The organism is Rhizobium sp. BK376, assembly GCF_004341625.1.
Classification (GTDB): domain Bacteria; phylum Pseudomonadota; class Alphaproteobacteria; order Rhizobiales; family Rhizobiaceae; genus Rhizobium.
In genome coordinates this window covers 82,943-99,114 of record NZ_SLZG01000004.1, presented here as the reverse complement: position 1 = coordinate 99,114, position 16,172 = coordinate 82,943, and the positions used below count along the sequence as shown (strand labels likewise).

The 16,172-nt window shown below is 55.8% G+C and carries 15 protein-coding genes and 1 tRNA gene; 4 read left to right on the top strand and 12 right to left on the bottom strand.

Annotated elements, in window-relative coordinates:
• Nucleotides 1-17: 17 nt before the first annotated feature.
• Together EV561_RS12515 and EV561_RS12510 are read left to right on the top strand one after the other, a co-directional pair.
• The gene (locus EV561_RS12515) at nt 18-890 is read left to right on the top strand and encodes a hypothetical protein (protein ID WP_132521863.1); all 873 of its coding nucleotides are present in this window, start codon (nt 18-20) and stop codon (nt 888-890) included.
• Between the two features lie 210 nt (nt 891-1,100).
• Nucleotides 1,101-2,177: a DUF4062 domain-containing protein gene (locus EV561_RS12510; RefSeq protein ID WP_132521861.1), complete on the top strand. Its 1,077-nt coding sequence runs from the start codon at nt 1,101-1,103 to the stop codon at nt 2,175-2,177.
• Nucleotides 2,178-2,433: 256 nt separating this feature from the next.
• Here the strand turns inward: EV561_RS12510 and EV561_RS12500 are convergent, their stop codons facing one another.
• From EV561_RS12500 to EV561_RS12470, 7 genes are all read right to left on the bottom strand, one after another.
• Nucleotides 2,434-3,003: a hypothetical protein gene (locus tag EV561_RS12500; protein WP_132521857.1), complete on the bottom strand. Its 570-nt coding sequence runs from the start codon at nt 3,001-3,003 to the stop codon at nt 2,434-2,436.
• The gene (locus EV561_RS12495) at nt 2,976-3,929 is read right to left on the bottom strand and encodes a glycosyltransferase family 2 protein (protein ID WP_132521855.1); all 954 of its coding nucleotides are present in this window, start codon (nt 3,927-3,929) and stop codon (nt 2,976-2,978) included. Before EV561_RS12495 ends, EV561_RS12500 begins: the two co-directional genes overlap by 28 nt.
• Nucleotides 3,930-3,943: 14 nt before the next feature.
• Nucleotides 3,944-5,404, bottom strand: a complete 1,461-nt coding sequence (locus tag EV561_RS12490) for an oligosaccharide flippase family protein (protein ID WP_132521853.1) — start codon at nt 5,402-5,404, stop codon at nt 3,944-3,946.
• Between the two features lie 441 nt (nt 5,405-5,845).
• A complete protein-coding gene (locus EV561_RS12485; protein ID WP_132521851.1) occupies nt 5,846-6,631 on the bottom strand; it encodes a class I SAM-dependent methyltransferase in 786 nt (261 codons plus the stop codon).
• Nucleotides 6,632-6,964: 333 nt separating this feature from the next.
• Nucleotides 6,965-7,882 carry a DUF1003 domain-containing protein gene (locus tag EV561_RS12480; RefSeq protein ID WP_132521849.1) on the bottom strand — a complete coding sequence of 306 codons (918 nt, stop codon included), beginning with the start codon at nt 7,880-7,882 and terminating at the stop codon, nt 6,965-6,967.
• A gap of 299 nt (nt 7,883-8,181) precedes the next feature.
• Nucleotides 8,182-8,258 (bottom strand) — tRNA-Arg (locus EV561_RS12475).
• A gap of 83 nt (nt 8,259-8,341) precedes the next feature.
• Complete coding sequence (locus EV561_RS12470) at nt 8,342-9,502, bottom strand: M20 aminoacylase family protein (protein WP_132521847.1); 1,161 nt, start codon at nt 9,500-9,502, stop codon at nt 8,342-8,344.
• Between the two features lie 175 nt (nt 9,503-9,677).
• Here EV561_RS12470 and EV561_RS12465 point away from each other — a divergent pair, with 175 nt between their 5' ends.
• Both EV561_RS12465 and EV561_RS12460 read left to right on the top strand, forming a co-directional pair.
• Nucleotides 9,678-10,847: a D-alanyl-D-alanine carboxypeptidase family protein gene (locus EV561_RS12465; RefSeq protein WP_132521845.1), complete on the top strand. Its 1,170-nt coding sequence runs from the start codon at nt 9,678-9,680 to the stop codon at nt 10,845-10,847.
• A 13-nt stretch (nt 10,848-10,860) separates the two neighbouring features.
• A complete protein-coding gene (locus EV561_RS12460; RefSeq protein ID WP_132521843.1) occupies nt 10,861-12,063 on the top strand; it encodes a GTP-binding protein in 1,203 nt (400 codons plus the stop codon).
• A gap of 65 nt (nt 12,064-12,128) precedes the next feature.
• Here EV561_RS12460 and EV561_RS12455 read toward each other — a convergent pair whose 3' ends face one another.
• The 5 genes from EV561_RS12455 to EV561_RS37170 form a co-directional block, all read right to left on the bottom strand.
• A complete protein-coding gene (locus EV561_RS12455) occupies nt 12,129-12,362 on the bottom strand; it encodes a sulfurtransferase TusA family protein (protein ID WP_132521841.1) in 234 nt (77 codons plus the stop codon).
• The gene (locus tag EV561_RS12450) at nt 12,362-13,645 is read right to left on the bottom strand and encodes a murein L,D-transpeptidase family protein (protein ID WP_132521839.1); all 1,284 of its coding nucleotides are present in this window, start codon (nt 13,643-13,645) and stop codon (nt 12,362-12,364) included. The genes EV561_RS12455 and EV561_RS12450 overlap by 1 nt, the downstream gene beginning before the upstream one ends.
• 250 nt (nt 13,646-13,895) lie before the next feature.
• Complete coding sequence (locus tag EV561_RS12445; protein ID WP_132521837.1) at nt 13,896-14,849, bottom strand: acetyl-CoA carboxylase carboxyltransferase subunit alpha; 954 nt, start codon at nt 14,847-14,849, stop codon at nt 13,896-13,898.
• A 62-nt stretch (nt 14,850-14,911) separates the two neighbouring features.
• On the bottom strand, nt 14,912-15,868 hold the full coding sequence (gene xerD, locus EV561_RS12440; RefSeq protein WP_132521835.1) for a site-specific tyrosine recombinase XerD: 957 nt from the start codon (nt 15,866-15,868) through the stop codon (nt 14,912-14,914).
• Nucleotides 15,869-15,884: 16 nt separating this feature from the next.
• Nucleotides 15,885-16,052, bottom strand: coding sequence for a hypothetical protein (locus tag EV561_RS37170; protein WP_165927797.1), 168 nt, complete (start codon nt 16,050-16,052; stop codon nt 15,885-15,887).
• Between the last annotated feature and the right edge of the window lie 120 nt (nt 16,053-16,172).

Genomic DNA, 16,172 nt, shown 5'->3' with positions numbered 1-16,172 from the left:
TCCGAAAGATACGTGGGATGGCCTACGCGCTTACGAAGGATATCGCAAGCGACGCTCCGTTTTGCACTTGCGGCTTTGATCTCCGTCATGGAGCGGTGAAATTACAGAAGTCCGGGACGTGCATCTATTGCGGTTACAGAGGGAAACTGAGTGGCGAACATGTATTTGGCGACTGGTTACGCCGACGTTTTGATCGGCCGGCAGGTAATCGAACGCATATGCTGTCACGGCCTGAGAAGCCGCGATTTTTCGAAGATGTTAAGTTAGTCCAGAATGTTGAACACAACAAAAGAGCGCAGCCATACGCCGATGTAGTTTTTAATGTATGTGAAGAATGCAACAACAATTGGATGAGCGAAGTCCATAAACTGGCTGCGCCCGTCGTATCCCGTTTGGCGGACGGCTTCTGGCCAAAGTTATCCGAGGACGAAATACTTGCTCTTTCGAGATGGGTGGCCATGGTCGCTATAAACCTTGAGAGCAAAGCTAGGATACAGACATCAACACAGTCTCATCGGTCTGAGATGATGGCCGGAAAGATGCCTCCGGGGTGGCGGATTTCTGCTGCAAGACTCGATACATCGCACTATGGCGGAGATAGTCGCCACAGCACCATCAAACTGCCGATAGGTATCGGTGAGGACTTTCTGCAGGCCCAAATAACATACTTCTGCGTCGAAAACGTCGCCTTTCATGCAACCAGTACGATTGGAGACAGCACTTTACAACTAATTCAATACGCTGGTGTGGCAGAGCAATATCTTCCTCGACGCATCTGGCCTATTTGCGATCCACCTAACTTGGTCACAAAGGTGCGTGTAAACAAAATCGCTTTAGATCGAATGCATGAAACTTTTCAAAGCCCCTTTAACAAGCGGTCTTTGGATTGAGATGTGACTATCGGCCTCCGCCAAAAAGGGCTTGGTCGCCCTCCTTTCGCAAATTGCATAAATTGCGAATGACGCTCCCAAATCACCAGTTCGGACCTGGGCGAATGTCGTGATACAACTGCCTAAATTGTACCGCAACTATTTACAACTCAGCCGAATTTCTTTCTCTTACTAAGATTAGCATACATGCTCGCATTTCGGAGAAAAGAAGTGGACGAGAAACGATATCAGGTTTTCATCAGCTCAACTTTCGAAGATCTTAAGGAAGAGCGACGAGCGGTGCAGGATGTAGTTATTAGTGCGCGGGACTTTCCAGTCCAGATGGAGTCATTCCCCGCTGCAGATGAGAATCAATTTGATTTCATTAAGAGTCTAATCGACCAATGCGACTATTATATTTTGATCATTGCGGGGCGTTATGGGTCACCCGGTTCCGATGGACTAAGCTATACGCATAAGGAATTTCGTTATGCGGTTTCAAAGGGTGTTCCTGTACTGGTAATGCTCCATGGCGATCTGAAAAAAATCGAAGTCGGCCGGTCGGAAGCGAGCGAGGAAGGGAGAGCGAAACTTGAAGCTTTCATAGATGAGGCTCAAAAGGGCCGCCTGCGTAAATCATGGACAACGCTTGACGGCCTTAAGCTTGCGGTTCGTGAAGCTCTCGATAATGCCAAAGCGACAAAGCCGAGGATTGGCTGGGTACGGGGTGATGCTATTGCCTCATTAGAGGCTCTAGAGGAATTAAATACGCTTCGGAAGGAAAATGCCGAGCTTCGTAAAGCAATGGGAGTCTTGGAAATTGAACTCGACCTCCCGCCTATTCCGGCACCGGCTGAACCAATTATCATTCAGTTGCTGCCAAATCAAAGTCGTGGAAGCAGCGTATCCGGCAGCGCAGCAAAGATCAGCGCTGCGTGGATCGACGTATTTCCCTTATTCCAATCTAATCTCTCTTTTGATGGTGGCGGCTACGACGGCTTTTACGTCGATATAGATCGATCGTGTGTCGCCATTGGTTCGGCAATTGCTGGTGCTCTCGGATCGATCGATGCCACCGAGCGATTCAAAATCAATAAGGAAACTCTCAATCGGTTGATGAACTACTATATCGAGACCGGATTGATGAACCCAGTTGGCTCCGAAGTGCCCTTCACCGAATTTGCCGCCAAGGTCGCAAGACGGCATAGTATCAATGGTGCTCCTTCAAAGGTGTTCGCGATCGATTCAGGCGCTATTGAGCTTCGGTTCGTCAAAAAAATGAGTTCCGACGAAGATCTTCCTTTCTAAATGCAAAAGGAGTCGACTCTGCTGTTGATCGTCGAAACGGGTGGTGAGCGTCCCCTCATTGAGTCATGAGAATCCATCCATCTTACGGACTCTGGTCAGCACGCAATAAGAGAGCAATACTGCCCAGCCGATGACGGTGAAGCCGAATATGAGGTTGAGAAAAAATATCCCAAGCTTGTTCGAGAGCCCGCGATAAAATGCAATGGCGAGCGGTAAGAAATAAGCCGCTGTCCCGATCACGATTACTACCCCTACATTAGGTAGCATAGCCAAATTCCCGAACGTCTTTCGAAATTTCCTGAAGCAATCGAATAATTCTTGGAGACTCCCCGTCGAAGAGGGTGCCGAGTAGTTCCTTTTGCATCATCACTTCAATGGACGTGAGATGCTTTTTCGTCAAAATTTCACTCGCATGGGAAATTGGTAGCCGCCCAATGGTGGTTTCCGCGCCCAAAACCTTTGCAGTGACATTCAACTCGTAAAAGATGCAGCGGTTCGTGAATAAGATAAAGTTGCTGCTGTTCGGCTTTACGAGGATTTCCGGGACTTCATCCGAAGCTAGCTCGTAGTTCGTGCGTTTCGATAAGAAAGAGATTTTGTCGGCATCAATCGGCTGCGTGGAGCCCTTCGAAAAAACATATGGATGGTATCTTCTCTTCTTGAAGATAAGGACGAGGATGCCACCAACAAAACCGGTAAAGATACTCAGTAAGAAAAATCGAACAAACCCGAAGTACTTCTCCGACAGTGTATCGGAGTACTGGCCGGTCAATGCACGTTTCTTGGTTTCGGATGATATCAAACGCTTAGCGTGGCGAAATTCCATTGGTCAATCCGTAGAGATAGGGAGCAAAGAGTTAAGAGTGTTTGGGTTGCGTTTGCCGGGGAAGCTGAGCCCCGGAAATAGGTGCAAACATCGCCCGCGAACAAAGCAAGCTGGGTCGAGGCCGCGTCGCAAATTTCGCGAAACGTCTCCTTATTCTTGTACATGGCGAGCGCATCTTTAGAAAAAGTTATGTCTGGCTGACCGCTTCGGCGTCGTCGAAACGACAAGGCGGCCAACTGCGCGCTCACTGCAGCAATGCGTCCATTGAGAGCCGAAGCGCTTGAAATGCTGCCGCTATGTATCCGGTATTCCCCAAGTATCTTCTCAAGATTGTGTAGTCTGCCTAGCGAGAGGAGGCGCCAGTATAGGTCGGTATCTTCGGAATGAAAAACGTAGCGATACCCGCCCACCTGCTGAACTGCCGCTGTTCGGACCATCAGGAACGGATGGATCAGGTATGGTTCTCTGGAAGGCACCCAATCTGCGTCGGGCTTCACATCTCCTCCGAGAAGCGAACGAGTACCCAGGCGTCTCCCATTCTCATCGATGTGCGATACGTTTGACCCGACTGCTATACAGTCGGGATTGGCCTCCAGATATCGAAGCTGGACCTCCAAGCGATTTGGGAATGCAATGTCGTCCGCGTCGTGACGCGCTATGTAGTCCGCGCTGCAAGCCTGAAGCCCATGATTCAGAGCATCGACGATACCGCCGTTGACGGTCGTAATGACTTCGATGCGCGAATCCTTCGATTTCAATTTCTCAAGGATTTCGCCGGTGCGATCGGTCGATCCATCGTTTACGACAATGATGCGAATGTCTTGGATCGTTTGTGTCTGGATCGATGCCAAAGCGGATTCTATCGTCGTTTCAGCGTTGTACGCCGGGATCAGGACATCAATTTTGGCTTTGTTGATGGAGGACATATGTTCTCTCAGCCTTATCTCTTGATCGCATTACGAATGAAATAAATGTTCGTGCGGCCCAGGTCGAATGCGAGAAGCGCAATGCCTCCCAAATATATCGCTGCATAGATGGCCCCATAGGCGATGCCGCTCAGGAATACGTTCTGAAAATGAAACGCCTGAGACTCACGCAGCCAATACACAAGTATAAAAGCGGAAAAACACGCAAGTAACGGAAGCCCCACGGGACGCGCCAGTGACGACCATTTTAGCGACAGCGCCCTTAGGGTCAGATGGAAGACAAACGGAGTTTCCAGGATCAGGGTAACGCAATAAAGAATTGCGGTAGATGATACGCTGTTCATCCTAATGAAATAAAGCGGCGGAAGAACGCACGCTGCCTTCAATACCATAGTCCACAGCAATGTTTGCGGCTTTCCAAGTGCAACAAGATAAGACCCATTGATGAACAGGATACAATACACACCCCCAACAAGAAGGATGGGCAACATAACTTGCTCGGCCCCAGCCCAGCGTTCGCCAAACATTATGCGATTGACCTCTGGAGCGGTCGCCGCAAGTCCGACGAATATGGGGGTTCCAAATAGCGCACAGATAGACGTGGTTCGTACGTAAAGCCGTTGCAGCCGAGGAATGTCGTCAGCAATTTTTGAGAGCATCGTCGTCCCGACGCCTGAAATACCAGACTGCAGCAGCTGCAGCAAAGTCAGGTTCAGACGTGAGGAGACTGTGAACAATGCAAGCGAGGCCGGCCCATACACAAGAAGAATAATAAAATCCACGCTTCGCAGCGTTACAAAATCAATCAGTCGCTGAATGACAATATTGAGGCCGAAAATTGATAGTTGTCGGCCCGATTGCCGGCGTAGCGTAAAGCTGGGAAGCCATACAGGCCGCGACCATAGCCAGGCAACGTTCAGCAATACCTGTGCTGCATATTGTCCAATGAGCGCCCAGGTGCCGAAGTTGAGCAGCGCCATGACGATGCCGACGACACCCCCTGCCACGATTCCTGCCAATGTGCGCATCGCCAGCGGGCGAAACATCATCGCCCTGCGATACATCGCATCTTGAAAATTCGCCAATGTCAGGAACGGGCAAATGGCTGCGGTTGCGACGAGATAGGGCGCCAGGCCATCAACACCCATTTGCCGCGCGATTTCATGAGAGGTCAACGCGACGACGCATGCAAAGGCAATCGACATTCCCATCGACAGAAAGAACGGGACATTGACGTCTGCGGCTTCCAGGCCGGGGCGCTGATTGAGCGCGTCACCAAAGCCAAATTCTGAAACCAGCATCAGCAAATTCAACAGCAGGAACGCAGAGGAAGCGATACCGAATTCAGCCGGGGAAACCAGGCGAGCCAGCAGGACGAATACAATCATTCCCAGGGCGCGACCACCCCAATTTTGAAAGAAAGACCAGAATAAAGCTCTCACTGCGTGCTGACGAAAATTTGAAATCTCATTCATTACTGTTTTTCACCCATGTGCCCGCAAAATGTAGTGTTCATAGCAGAGCGTCCGGAAGATACAAATATTTCGCTCTGCAATTATTCTTTCTGCATATCCATAATTTGAAGAGCTGCAAGTTGCATGCGAGATCATTTGCTCTTCTCGCGCCATAAGATATTTCAACGTCATGCATACCCTCTCGGATAACCGATATCGAGTATCCATTTCGGACAGTTCCGGTATCATTAATGGGCCGGAGTTACATGAAGGTGAATTGGCCGGCCGGGGATCTGGCTTCACTTCGCCAATACAGGGAGCCGCAGGGCATTTCGCGCCTGCGAAGGATCGCCGAGCTCAGAAAGGGTGCCATCTCACAAGGAGTCCAGGTCGCGGGGGAACGCTCTGGGAGCCTCTATCAAATAGTCGTGAAAATGAATATTCGAGGGGTCGTCCTCGCAGTCACCGATAAACCCGCTCCGAATAGGCGCCCATTCCAGTCCTGATCATCAGCTCGTAGAGCATGCGGCGGCCGATCGGATTGTGGAGACGGATGACCCTGGAGTCCAGGAAGGTCGTTTCCGTCTGTTCGAAGGCGTTCAGGTCCGAGGCGTCGGCAATCGCATTGTAATAGAGGTCGTGAAAGTCGCGGCGGCAGACATAGGTCTTGTATTTCGTCATGCAGAAAGCCGCAAATGTATCTGCGTGTTCGCGCAGGAAGTCGGCGACGCCGACGGTTACCTCCGGCCAGGCGGGATTGAAGGTGTCGTCGAAGGCAATGATGCCGTGGTCGGCCAGGCTGTGCATGGCAAGCCGGCTGTCGGAGACGACGTCCGAGAGAGCGTGGCCGCCATCGATGCTGAAGAAGCGGACCTTTCCGGCTTTTTCAGTGATATCTGCCGCAGCAAGGCGGGTGCTGTCGCCCCTGATGATGAGGTCTTCTTCAATGGGAATGCCCAGCCGGCGGCCGTTTTCCAGAAAGCGGCCGTATTGCGGAGAGATCCCGTCGGCCGTCTGGCCGATATCGAAGAGATCGATCGCAACGATCTTTTCGGCATCACCGCCGATCCTTTTGAAGAGGAAATAGGAACGGCCATAGAAGACGCCGATCTCGGCGATAGGCCCTTCCAGGCCGGCCTGCTTCTGCGTCTGAAGAAGGGACAGAAAGACTAGCGCGTCGGGTGGATCAATATATCCTTCGATCGTCTGCAGATCATGAAAAACAAACTTTCGAAGCGATGAGTTCATACAGGTATGCCCCCAATTTTCCAATGTTTCGGACAATAATAATGTTCGAAAATTGTCATTTAATGGGCGGGGTAATTCAGCTTAAATCAGACTATGTCTCATTTTGAATGAAACGCTCTGTTATGATAATAACATTGGCGTTGAAATCAGTTTCAAGCCGCCAATATCTTTTCGGTCGTCACTATCTTTTCAGCCGTATTGTTCAATACGTTCGGTCGCTTGCGATCAATCACGAACCTGATGTTGCGTCGGGGACGACTAACGATCGGACGACCCGCGTAAGACATGGCTTCCTTTCAGTTTTGGCGCGAATCTATAGCTGATTCTAGAACCCTACTCAGTCGAGCCTTCCGGCTCCGTGGGCTTGGGCTTGCTCCCGGACAGGCGCTTCAGCAAGTTGGTCTTTGCCTTGGTGGCCCTGCTGACCTTGAGGGCGCGGTTGGCGGCCTTGGCCTGTTCCAGCATCATTTCGATCTGAATCTGCTGGATTTCGGTCAACCGTTCCCATTGGCGATTGAGAAGGTGATCGACCTTTTCATGAAGGTGGCGGATTTCGAGTTCCGCTTTCAGGTTGACCTTGTAGTCGTTGAGCGCACGCAGCCGATCCTTGGCTTCCTGGCGCCGCTGGCTCATCATGATGATCGGCGCCTGCAGTGCGGCGATAGTCGAAAGGATGAGGTTCAGCAGGATAAAGGGATAGGCGTCGAAGGCGCTTGTCGCGCCCATGACAAGGTTGATGCTCATCCACACCGTCAGGAAGACGCAGAACGAGATTATGAATGTCCAGCTGCCGCCGAAGCTCGCGACGATGTCGGCCATGCGGTCGCCGATCGAGCGGTGATCCTCGTAGTCTTCTTCGATGTTCTCGGCGAGCGTGTCATGCGTCTTCAGGCTCTCGACAACCTCGTCCTCGAGATTGGAAAGCTCGCCGCGTTCATCCTTCAGCAAATCGGCGATGTACTGGCCGCGATATTCGTCGACTGCCTTGCGGCTCAGATAATCGTCGGAGCGAATGCCGGGGTGCTTCTGGCGCACGAATTCCGCAAGGGACGGGCGCAGGTCGTCGAAATGGATGGCGTCCTTTTTCTTGAGCGTCGCCCCGGTGATCGCATCGATCAGCTTGACCGACTTCGCCTTGGCCTGTGCCAGGCTTTTGGTGTAGTCGCCCATCTCGACGGTGGCGGCTTCGCCTTCGCCCGCGTCGAAGTCGACTATTTCGCCGGTCGAATCCAAATCACCAGTTCCGGTCATGCAAGCTCCTCCTACGCGATTGGGCGTTTCGTCTAGTCAATGTTCGGAACAGGATTATGACTGCAGATTGGCGGCCGCGATCGAGTTCGATGCAAAGGTCCTTCCTTCGCTTCGCTTTAGACAGCAAGACTGCTCCGATCCGTCGGTTATCGCAGATGTGATCTTGAAAAACGGTAAAATAGCGATGATTGGCGGAGCATGCAGATGACTGCATGCGCATTACTCCGGCGAGCCTCCGCCGGGCGCGCGCGGCCGATCTAGCGAGGCGCTCCAAGATATATGCATGTCGCGAAATAAAATGGTGATCCCGACGCGATTCGAACGCGTGACCCCCAGATTAGGAATCTGGTGCTCTATCCTGCTGAGCTACGGGACCACTCAGACGCATCCATACAAAAGCAAGGGCTTAAAGCCAAGCCCTTTTGCGTTGCGATGACAATATGTCTGAGCCCGGAAGCTTCAGGAATCCAGGCGCTGCTCGGCGAGGCGTACCCAGTAGGAGATGCCGTGGGCAATGACGTCGTCGTTGAAGTCGTAGGCGGCGTTGTGCAGGTTTGCGCTGTCGCCGTTGCCGATGAAGATGAAGGCGCCGGGGCGGGCGTTCAGCATGTAGGAGAAATCCTCGCCGCCCATCAGGGGATCGACCTCGGCATTGACGTTCTGGTCGCCGGCGATGACGCGGGCTGCGGCTGCCGCGTGCTCCGTCTCGGCGGCGTGGTTGAACGTGACAGGGTAGTTGCGGTGAAAGTGGATTTCCGCCTCAGCGCCGTGAGCGGATGCAAGGCTGGTCACGATCTGGCGCAGGCGGTGCTCGGCCACGTTGCGGACTTCGTCATCGAGCGTGCGCACGGTGCCGGCGAGGCTCGCCTCGTTCGGGATGACGTTGTGGGCAAAGCCGGCATTGAACTTGGTAACCGATACGACCACCGACCGAAGCGGATCGACGGTACGCGATGCAATAAGCTGCAGGTTGGCAACGACCTGCGCGCCGATGGCGATCGGGTCGATCGCCATGTGAGGCATTGCCGCATGGCCGCCGCGGCCCTTGATGGTGATGGTGAATTCATCGGTTGCTGCCATGATCGCGCCTTTTCGGATCGCGAACTGGCCGACCGGCAGGCCCGGCAGATTGTGCATGCCGTAGACTTCCTCGATGCGGAAGCGCTCCATCATGCCATCCTTGACCATGAGGTTGCCGCCGCCGCCGCCTTCTTCGGCAGGCTGGAAGATGACTGCGATATTGCCGTTGAAGTTGCGCGTCTCGGCCAGGTATTTGGCAGCGCCCAGAAGCATGGCGGTGTGGCCGTCGTGGCCGCAGGCATGCATCTTGCCAGGCGTCGTGGAAGCCCAGGGCTTGCCGGATATTTCCGTTATGGGCAGCGCGTCCATATCGGCGCGCAGGCCGATGGTGCGTCCGTCGCCCTTGCCGCGGATCAGGCCTACGACGCCGGTGCGGCCAATGCCCGTCACGATTTCGTCGACACCGAACTCCTTCAGCTTCTCAGCCACGAAGGCGGCGGTGTTTTCCACTGCGAACAGCAACTCCGGCCGTGAGTGGATAAAGCGGCGCCATTCGGTGACTTCGTCCTGGAGTTCCGCGGCTCTGTTCAAAATCGGCATGCTGAACTTTCCTGCTCAATAATATCGTCGGGTTAACATGGTCGGCTTCGTGGGCTTATCACAAGGCTGTGAGGCAGTCGAAATAAACTAATTAATCACCTTTGCCATCGCATAGCCATATAGGTTAAATAAGCGCAGCTTTCGAGACCATTCCGGACATCTCAAAGGAAAGACCGTGCCGACGAAGCAGAATCGCATCTATGCCGCCCTGCGGGCTATCCCATTTGCCGTCGGTTTTTCCGCGGCCCTGCTGTCGGCCGCGTCGAATGCTGCTGCAAATCCCTATATGCTCGTCGATGCGACCACCGGCCGCGTGCTGGAGCATCAGGAAGCCTTTCGGAAATGGTATCCCGCCTCGCTGACCAAGTTGATGACGGTCTATACGACGTTCCGGGCCATCCAGGCCGGCCAGATCACGCTCGATACGCCCGTCGTCATGACTAAGCATTCGGCCTCGCAGCCGCCGGCCAAGATGTATCTGAAGCCGGGGGACAAGATGACCCTCGACAACGCGCTGAAGATGATGCTCGTCAAATCGGCGAACGATCTCGCCATGGCGATCGCCGAAACGGTTGGCGGCTCTGAAGATGCCTTCGTCGTGCGCATGAATGCCGAAGCCGCACGTCTTGGCATGAATACGTCGCATTTCGTCAATCCGAACGGCCTGCCGAAGAAGGGGCAGTATTCGACCGCGCGCGACCTTGCGATCATCAGCGTCGCTCTGCGCCGCGATTTTCCGCAATATGCCGGCTATTTCTCGCTTGAAGGCTTTACCAACGGTGTGAAGCAGGTTCCGAACATCAATCTCCTCATCGGCCGTTTCGATGGGGCTGATGGCATGAAGACCGGCTTCATCTGCGCCTCGGGCTTCAACCAGATCGGTTCGGCGACGCGCAACGGCCATACGCTGGTTGCCGTCGTCCTCGGCGCAAACAGCCTTGCGGAGCGCGCAGACGATGCCGCAAACCTGCTTGAGAAGGGCTTCACCACGCCATTTTCCGGCAACGACACGCTACAGACGCTGAAGCCTTATGGCCCGGGACAGGATCAGGTTGCCGATGTCACTGCCGATATCTGCAGCGCCAAGGGCGCCCAGGCACGCAGCGAAACGCGCGATCCGACCGGGCGCATGAAGGTTCAGTCGCCCTACATTCACGAGATGACGCATGAGCCGAATTTCGTCTATGCCGGGCTGATCGGCCAGACGGCCAACACGGCGGTGGCGACCCAGAGCGACGACAAGCCCGGTGATCACAGGGTGCTGATCAGCAGCGCCGGCGATACGACCGCAGCGTCTGGCGATACGGCCGATGTACCCATTCCGCTGCCACGTCCCTCGCGCTGATCGGATCTGAGATATGAGCGGTTTGCAGGAAAGGATCCCCGTCGCCATCCTGACCGGATTTCTGGGGGCGGGAAAATCGACGTTGCTGAACCGGATACTCAAGGATCCGGCCATGAACGAAGCGGCCGTGATCATCAACGAGTTCGGCGATGTCGGCATCGACCACCTGCTGGTCGAAAGCTCGGGCGATTCCATCATCGAGCTGTCCGACGGATGCCTGTGCTGCACGGTGCGCGGCGAGCTGGTGGATACGCTGGCAACGCTGATCGACGGCATTCAGACCGGCCGGTTGCGGCCGATCAAGCGCATCGTCATCGAAACCACGGGTCTTGCCGACCCGGCGCCGGTCATGCAGGCGATCATGGGCAATCCCGTCATTGCCAATAATTTCGATCTCGACGGGATCGTGACTGTCGTCGATGCGGTCAACGGCCTGCAGACGCTGGATAATCACGAGGAGGCGCGCAAGCAGGTGGCTGTGGCCGATCGCCTCATCGTTTCCAAGGCGACGCTTGCTGGCGCCGCCCCCTCCGATCAGCTGGTTGCTCGGCTGCGTGCCCTGAACCCTCGGGCCGACATCATGGATGCCGACAGTCCGGAAGCCGGGACGGCCGCGGTCATGGTCAACGGGCTCTATGATCCCGGCACCAAGATTGCCGATGTCGGGCGCTGGCTGCACGACGAAATGGCGGATGATGATCACGATCATCATCACAGTCATGACGGGCACGATCACAGCGGCCATGACCATCACGCGCATGACCACCACGCACACGGCCATCGGCATCATCATCACCATGGTCACCGGCACCAACACCATCACGACGTCAACCGCCACGACGCTTCGATCCGTTCCTTCTCCATCATCGAGGAGCAGCCGATCAACCCCGTCGCGCTGGAGATGTTCATCGACCTTCTGCGATCGGCCCATGGCGAAAAACTTCTGCGGATGAAAGCGATTGTCGCCGTTTCTGACCGGCCGGAAAAGCCTGTCGTGCTGCATGGCGTCCAGAACATCTTTCATCCGCCCGTGCGGCTGCCGGCATGGCCGAACCCCGAGGATCGGCGCACGCGCATGGTCCTGATCACCAAGGACCTGCCGGAGAATTTCGTGAAGGGTCTGTTCGACGCTTTCCTCAGCAAGCCGCGCGTCGACATGCCTGACAGGGCCGCATTGGAAGACAATCCCCTCGCCGTTCCCGGCATGAAATTCTGATAAAAATTTAGAATCTTGCCGCAATTCCGGACGCAAAACCGCTGCGGGCTTTTGCCGGAATTGCTTCAGCCCTTACGGATCAGGAAGCGATGGCCGCTTTCCGTCTTCTCGCTTTCGAGAAGCGAGTGGCCGTCCTCGTTGCAGAAATGCGGGATGTCGATGACGGCAAGAGGATCGCTGGTCTCGATCGCCAGCACAGCGCCGCTCTGCATGGATTTCATGCGCTTTCGTGTCTTCAGCACCGGCAGCGGGCATTTCAGCCCGCGTAGATCATAGACCTCGGAGTCGAGGCCGGGCATCAGCGTGCCCAGAATTTCCAGAAGGGTGGCTTGGACGAGGGCTGAGCCTGTGCGGTCTCAACAGGTGCCGTTGCCGCATAGGCCAGCGGATTTTCCATCGGGATCGGCACGTCGGTCGGCAGCGTCGTCGAAGCCACCGCAATGGGGGCTCCAGCCTGTGCCGGAGCGTTCGACGCCGGGGCGCCAACGCGGCCGGTCTTGATGTTCGGGTTGGTCGAGCTTCCGACAGTCGCGCCGCTCGCAACCAGTTGGCCGGACTGCTTGGCCATCAGGTCTTCCAGATCGGCAACCTTCATCATCTTGCCTGCGGCAAGTGCGGTACCCGTCGGGGCATAGGCGATATCATGGCCGGCGCGTTGCTTGGCGACGACCGCCTTACGTTCGGCTTCGGTCGGATCGTACCAGGCCGTATCGTCATATTTCTTGATGAACTTGTCGTAGTCGGCCTGGTAGGTCTTGTCGTAGTTTGCAAGCGCGACCTGAAGGGCCGGAGGCGTCGACATATCGGCGGGGCACTTGCCGCTGGCGTTGAAGCCGCCGCCATTCGCGGACTGCTGGTTGAAGACATATTTCTTCTCGCAGACGTCGACTTCGGGCGGACGCTTGGTCACCTCGAAATTGTCGTAACCGACCTTCAGCATCTTCCAGAAATCATAGTTCGGGCTGAGGCGATGGCGGACCATGTTTTCCGCCGTCATGCGGAAGGGGAATGCCTGCAGCTGCACCGTCTTTTCGCCACCCTTGAAGGCGTCGCGGGCGAAAGCATAGATCTCCAGCACTTCCTGGTCGGTCATGGAATAGCAGCCAGAGGACGAGCAGGCGCCGTGGATCATCAGGTTCGCGCCCGTCCGGCCGTTCGCAGCATCGTATTTGTTCGGGAAGCCGGTGTTGATGGCGAGATAGTATTTGGAGTTCGGGTTCAGGTTGGCGGGCGTCAGATTGTAGAAGCCTTCCGGCGCCTGCCGGTCGCCTTCCTTGACCTTGGGGCCAAGGCGACCCGACCATGCGCAGATATGGTATTCGGAAATCTTGTCGAAGCGGTTGTCAGCCTTCGCCTTCCAGATCTCCATCAGACCTTCTTCCTTGAAGATCCGGATCATGATCGGCGAATTACGGTCCATGCCCTTCTTGGCCATATCGGCGACGATATGGTCCGGAAGCGGCTGCTCGACCTTGTTCTTGACCGTGGACAGGTCCGTGTAGCTCGCTGAATCCAGCGTATCGTTGCAGCCAGCCAGAGCCAGCGCCATCAGCGAAACGTAGGCAAAGTAACGGATGCGCATTATGAATTAGCCCATAGACACAAGATCGGTCGCTCGATCCGCTCTGGATCCCAACTGCATGCAAAGCGGAATCATAGACCGTTTATACTTTACGATTCCTTATCAGCCTTTGCCGCCGACGCAACAGGACTGAAAAGCATTTCTTGATGAAATGCCCATGGATAACATTAATGTGGCCAAGATTTGGCCTCAATGTCGCTCAGCGTCGAGTTTGCCCAGATATCTGGGGGCCAGTCGGCGTCGGCAGCCCTTAGAGATTGCGGCCCATGTTCAGGAATTTCTGGCGCCGATCGTTGCGAAGCTGCTCGCCGGTGCGGCCCGACAGTTCGCCGAGTGCCGTTGCGATCACGTCGCCGGTTGCGGCGATGACGGTTGCGGGATCGCGATGCGCGCCGCCGAGCGGTTCGGGAATGATACCGTCGATGACGCCGAGCGATTTCAGGTCTTCAGCCGTGATCTTCATGTTGGTCGCAGCCTCGCGGGCGCGGGTGGAATCGCGCCACAGGATGGAGGCAGCGCCTTCCGGCGAGATGACGCTGTAGATCGAATGTTCGAGCATATAGACGCGGTTGCCTGTTGCAATCGCGATCGCGCCGCCGGAGCCGCCTTCGCCGACGACGACGGAAATGATCGGAACCTTGGCGTTCAGGCACATTTCCGTCGAGCGGGCGATGGCTTCCGCCTGGCCGCGTTCCTCGGCGCCGACGCCGGGATAGGCGCCTGCCGTGTCCACCAGCGTGATGACGGGCAGGCCGAAGCGATCGGCCATTTCAAGCACTCGGATCGCCTTGCGATAGCCTTCGGGGCGGGCGCTGCCGAAATTGTGCTTCAGGCGCGTCTTGGTGTCGCTGCCCTTTTCCTGGCCGATGATGGCGACGGGCTGGCCACGAAAGCGGCCGAGGCCAGCCTGGATCGCAGCATCCTCGGAAAACTTGCGGTCGCCGGCCAGCGGCGTGAATTCTTCGAACAGGGCTTGCGAATAGTCGATGAAATGCGGTCGCTGCGGATGGCGCGCGACCTGCGTCTTCTGCCAGGCATTGAGCTTGGAATAGATATCGGCCATGGCTTCGTGGACACGGACTTCGAGCCTGCCAATTTCATCCGACGTGTCGATGCTCTCGTCTTCGCTGGCGAGCTTCTTCAACTCGTGAATCTTGCCCTCGAGATCCGAGATGGGTTTTTCGAAATCGAGATAATTGTGCATGAGGTGCGTTTCCGATCCTTTTGCGCCGGCGAAAATCTGCGCTTTCGCCTTTGTTGCCGGTCCTAATCCTGTTTTTTGGTCAGTTTGGCAAGAGGGTGATGCGATTGCACAAGTTGGTGAAGGCGTTCTTCCAACACATGCGTGTAGATTTGTGTTGTCGAAATGTCCGAATGGCCGAGCAGTTCCTGCACGACGCGCAGGTCGGCGCCATTTGCGAGAAGATGGCTGGCAAAGGCGTGGCGCATAACATGCGGAGAGATCATCGAGGGCGTCAGGCCGGCACGGATGGCAAGATCCTTAAGATCGCGGGCAAAGACCTGCCTCGGCAGATGGCCTTCCTTTGATGCGGCCGGGAAAAGCCAGGGGCTGTCGGGCACCGGTTCCTTGGCTGCGGCGTTTTCGGCCTCCTTCGCCCGGCCATAGGCCTTGAGTGCGGCAATTGCCGATTGGGACAGGGGGACGAGGCGCTCCTTGTTGCCCTTGCCGCGGATCATGAGGAAGCGACCTTCCTGCGCCAGCACCTTGGCGGGCAGGCAAACCAGCTCGCTGACACGCATGCCCGTCGCATAGAGAAGCTCCAGCAGGGCCAGCATGCGCATCCGCTGCATCTGATGAGCTCCCGGTTCGGCCGCTTCCTTCTCTGCCTGGGACAGCAGGCGGGTCACCTCGTCGACACCCATCGTCTTCGGCAGGGCGCGACCCTTCTTCGGCGCGTCGATGATGCCGGTGGGGTCGTCGGTGCGCAGGCCTTCGGCGTAGAGAAACTTGTAGAATTGCCGCATGGCGGAAAGCCGCCTTGCCTGCGAGGAGGGCTTGAAACCCTGTTTCGACAGACCGGAAAGATAGGCGCCGAGATCGCTCGAACCGGCATCCGTGATGCTGACGCTGCGCTCCGCCAGAAAACCGTGGAGGTCGTCGAGGTCGCGTTCATAGGATTGCAGCGTGTTGACCGCAGCACCCCGTTCGGCGCTCATCATCTCCAGAAAGGCTTCGACATGGGCGCGCCCGAGATTTTTCATGGCGTCCTTTCCCGCGTCATGGCTTGACCGCGCCGGTTGGCGGAGGATTGACACGTTCCGGAGGAATACGAATGGTCACGTCGCGCGGTTGCGGCTCGACCAGCAGAACCAGCGCCCACATCGCTCCATAGATCGATCCGGCGATTACCGCGCAGATGATAAGGAAGCGGAAAAGGGTGGGCATTCAGCAGTCTCCTCGGTTCGTCGTTGCTCGGACATTACAATATAAGTTACGAACAACCTTTATCCGAAGGATATTGCGGACGAGTTTATGCCGCGGCGACTTGACGCTACCGGTGCATTT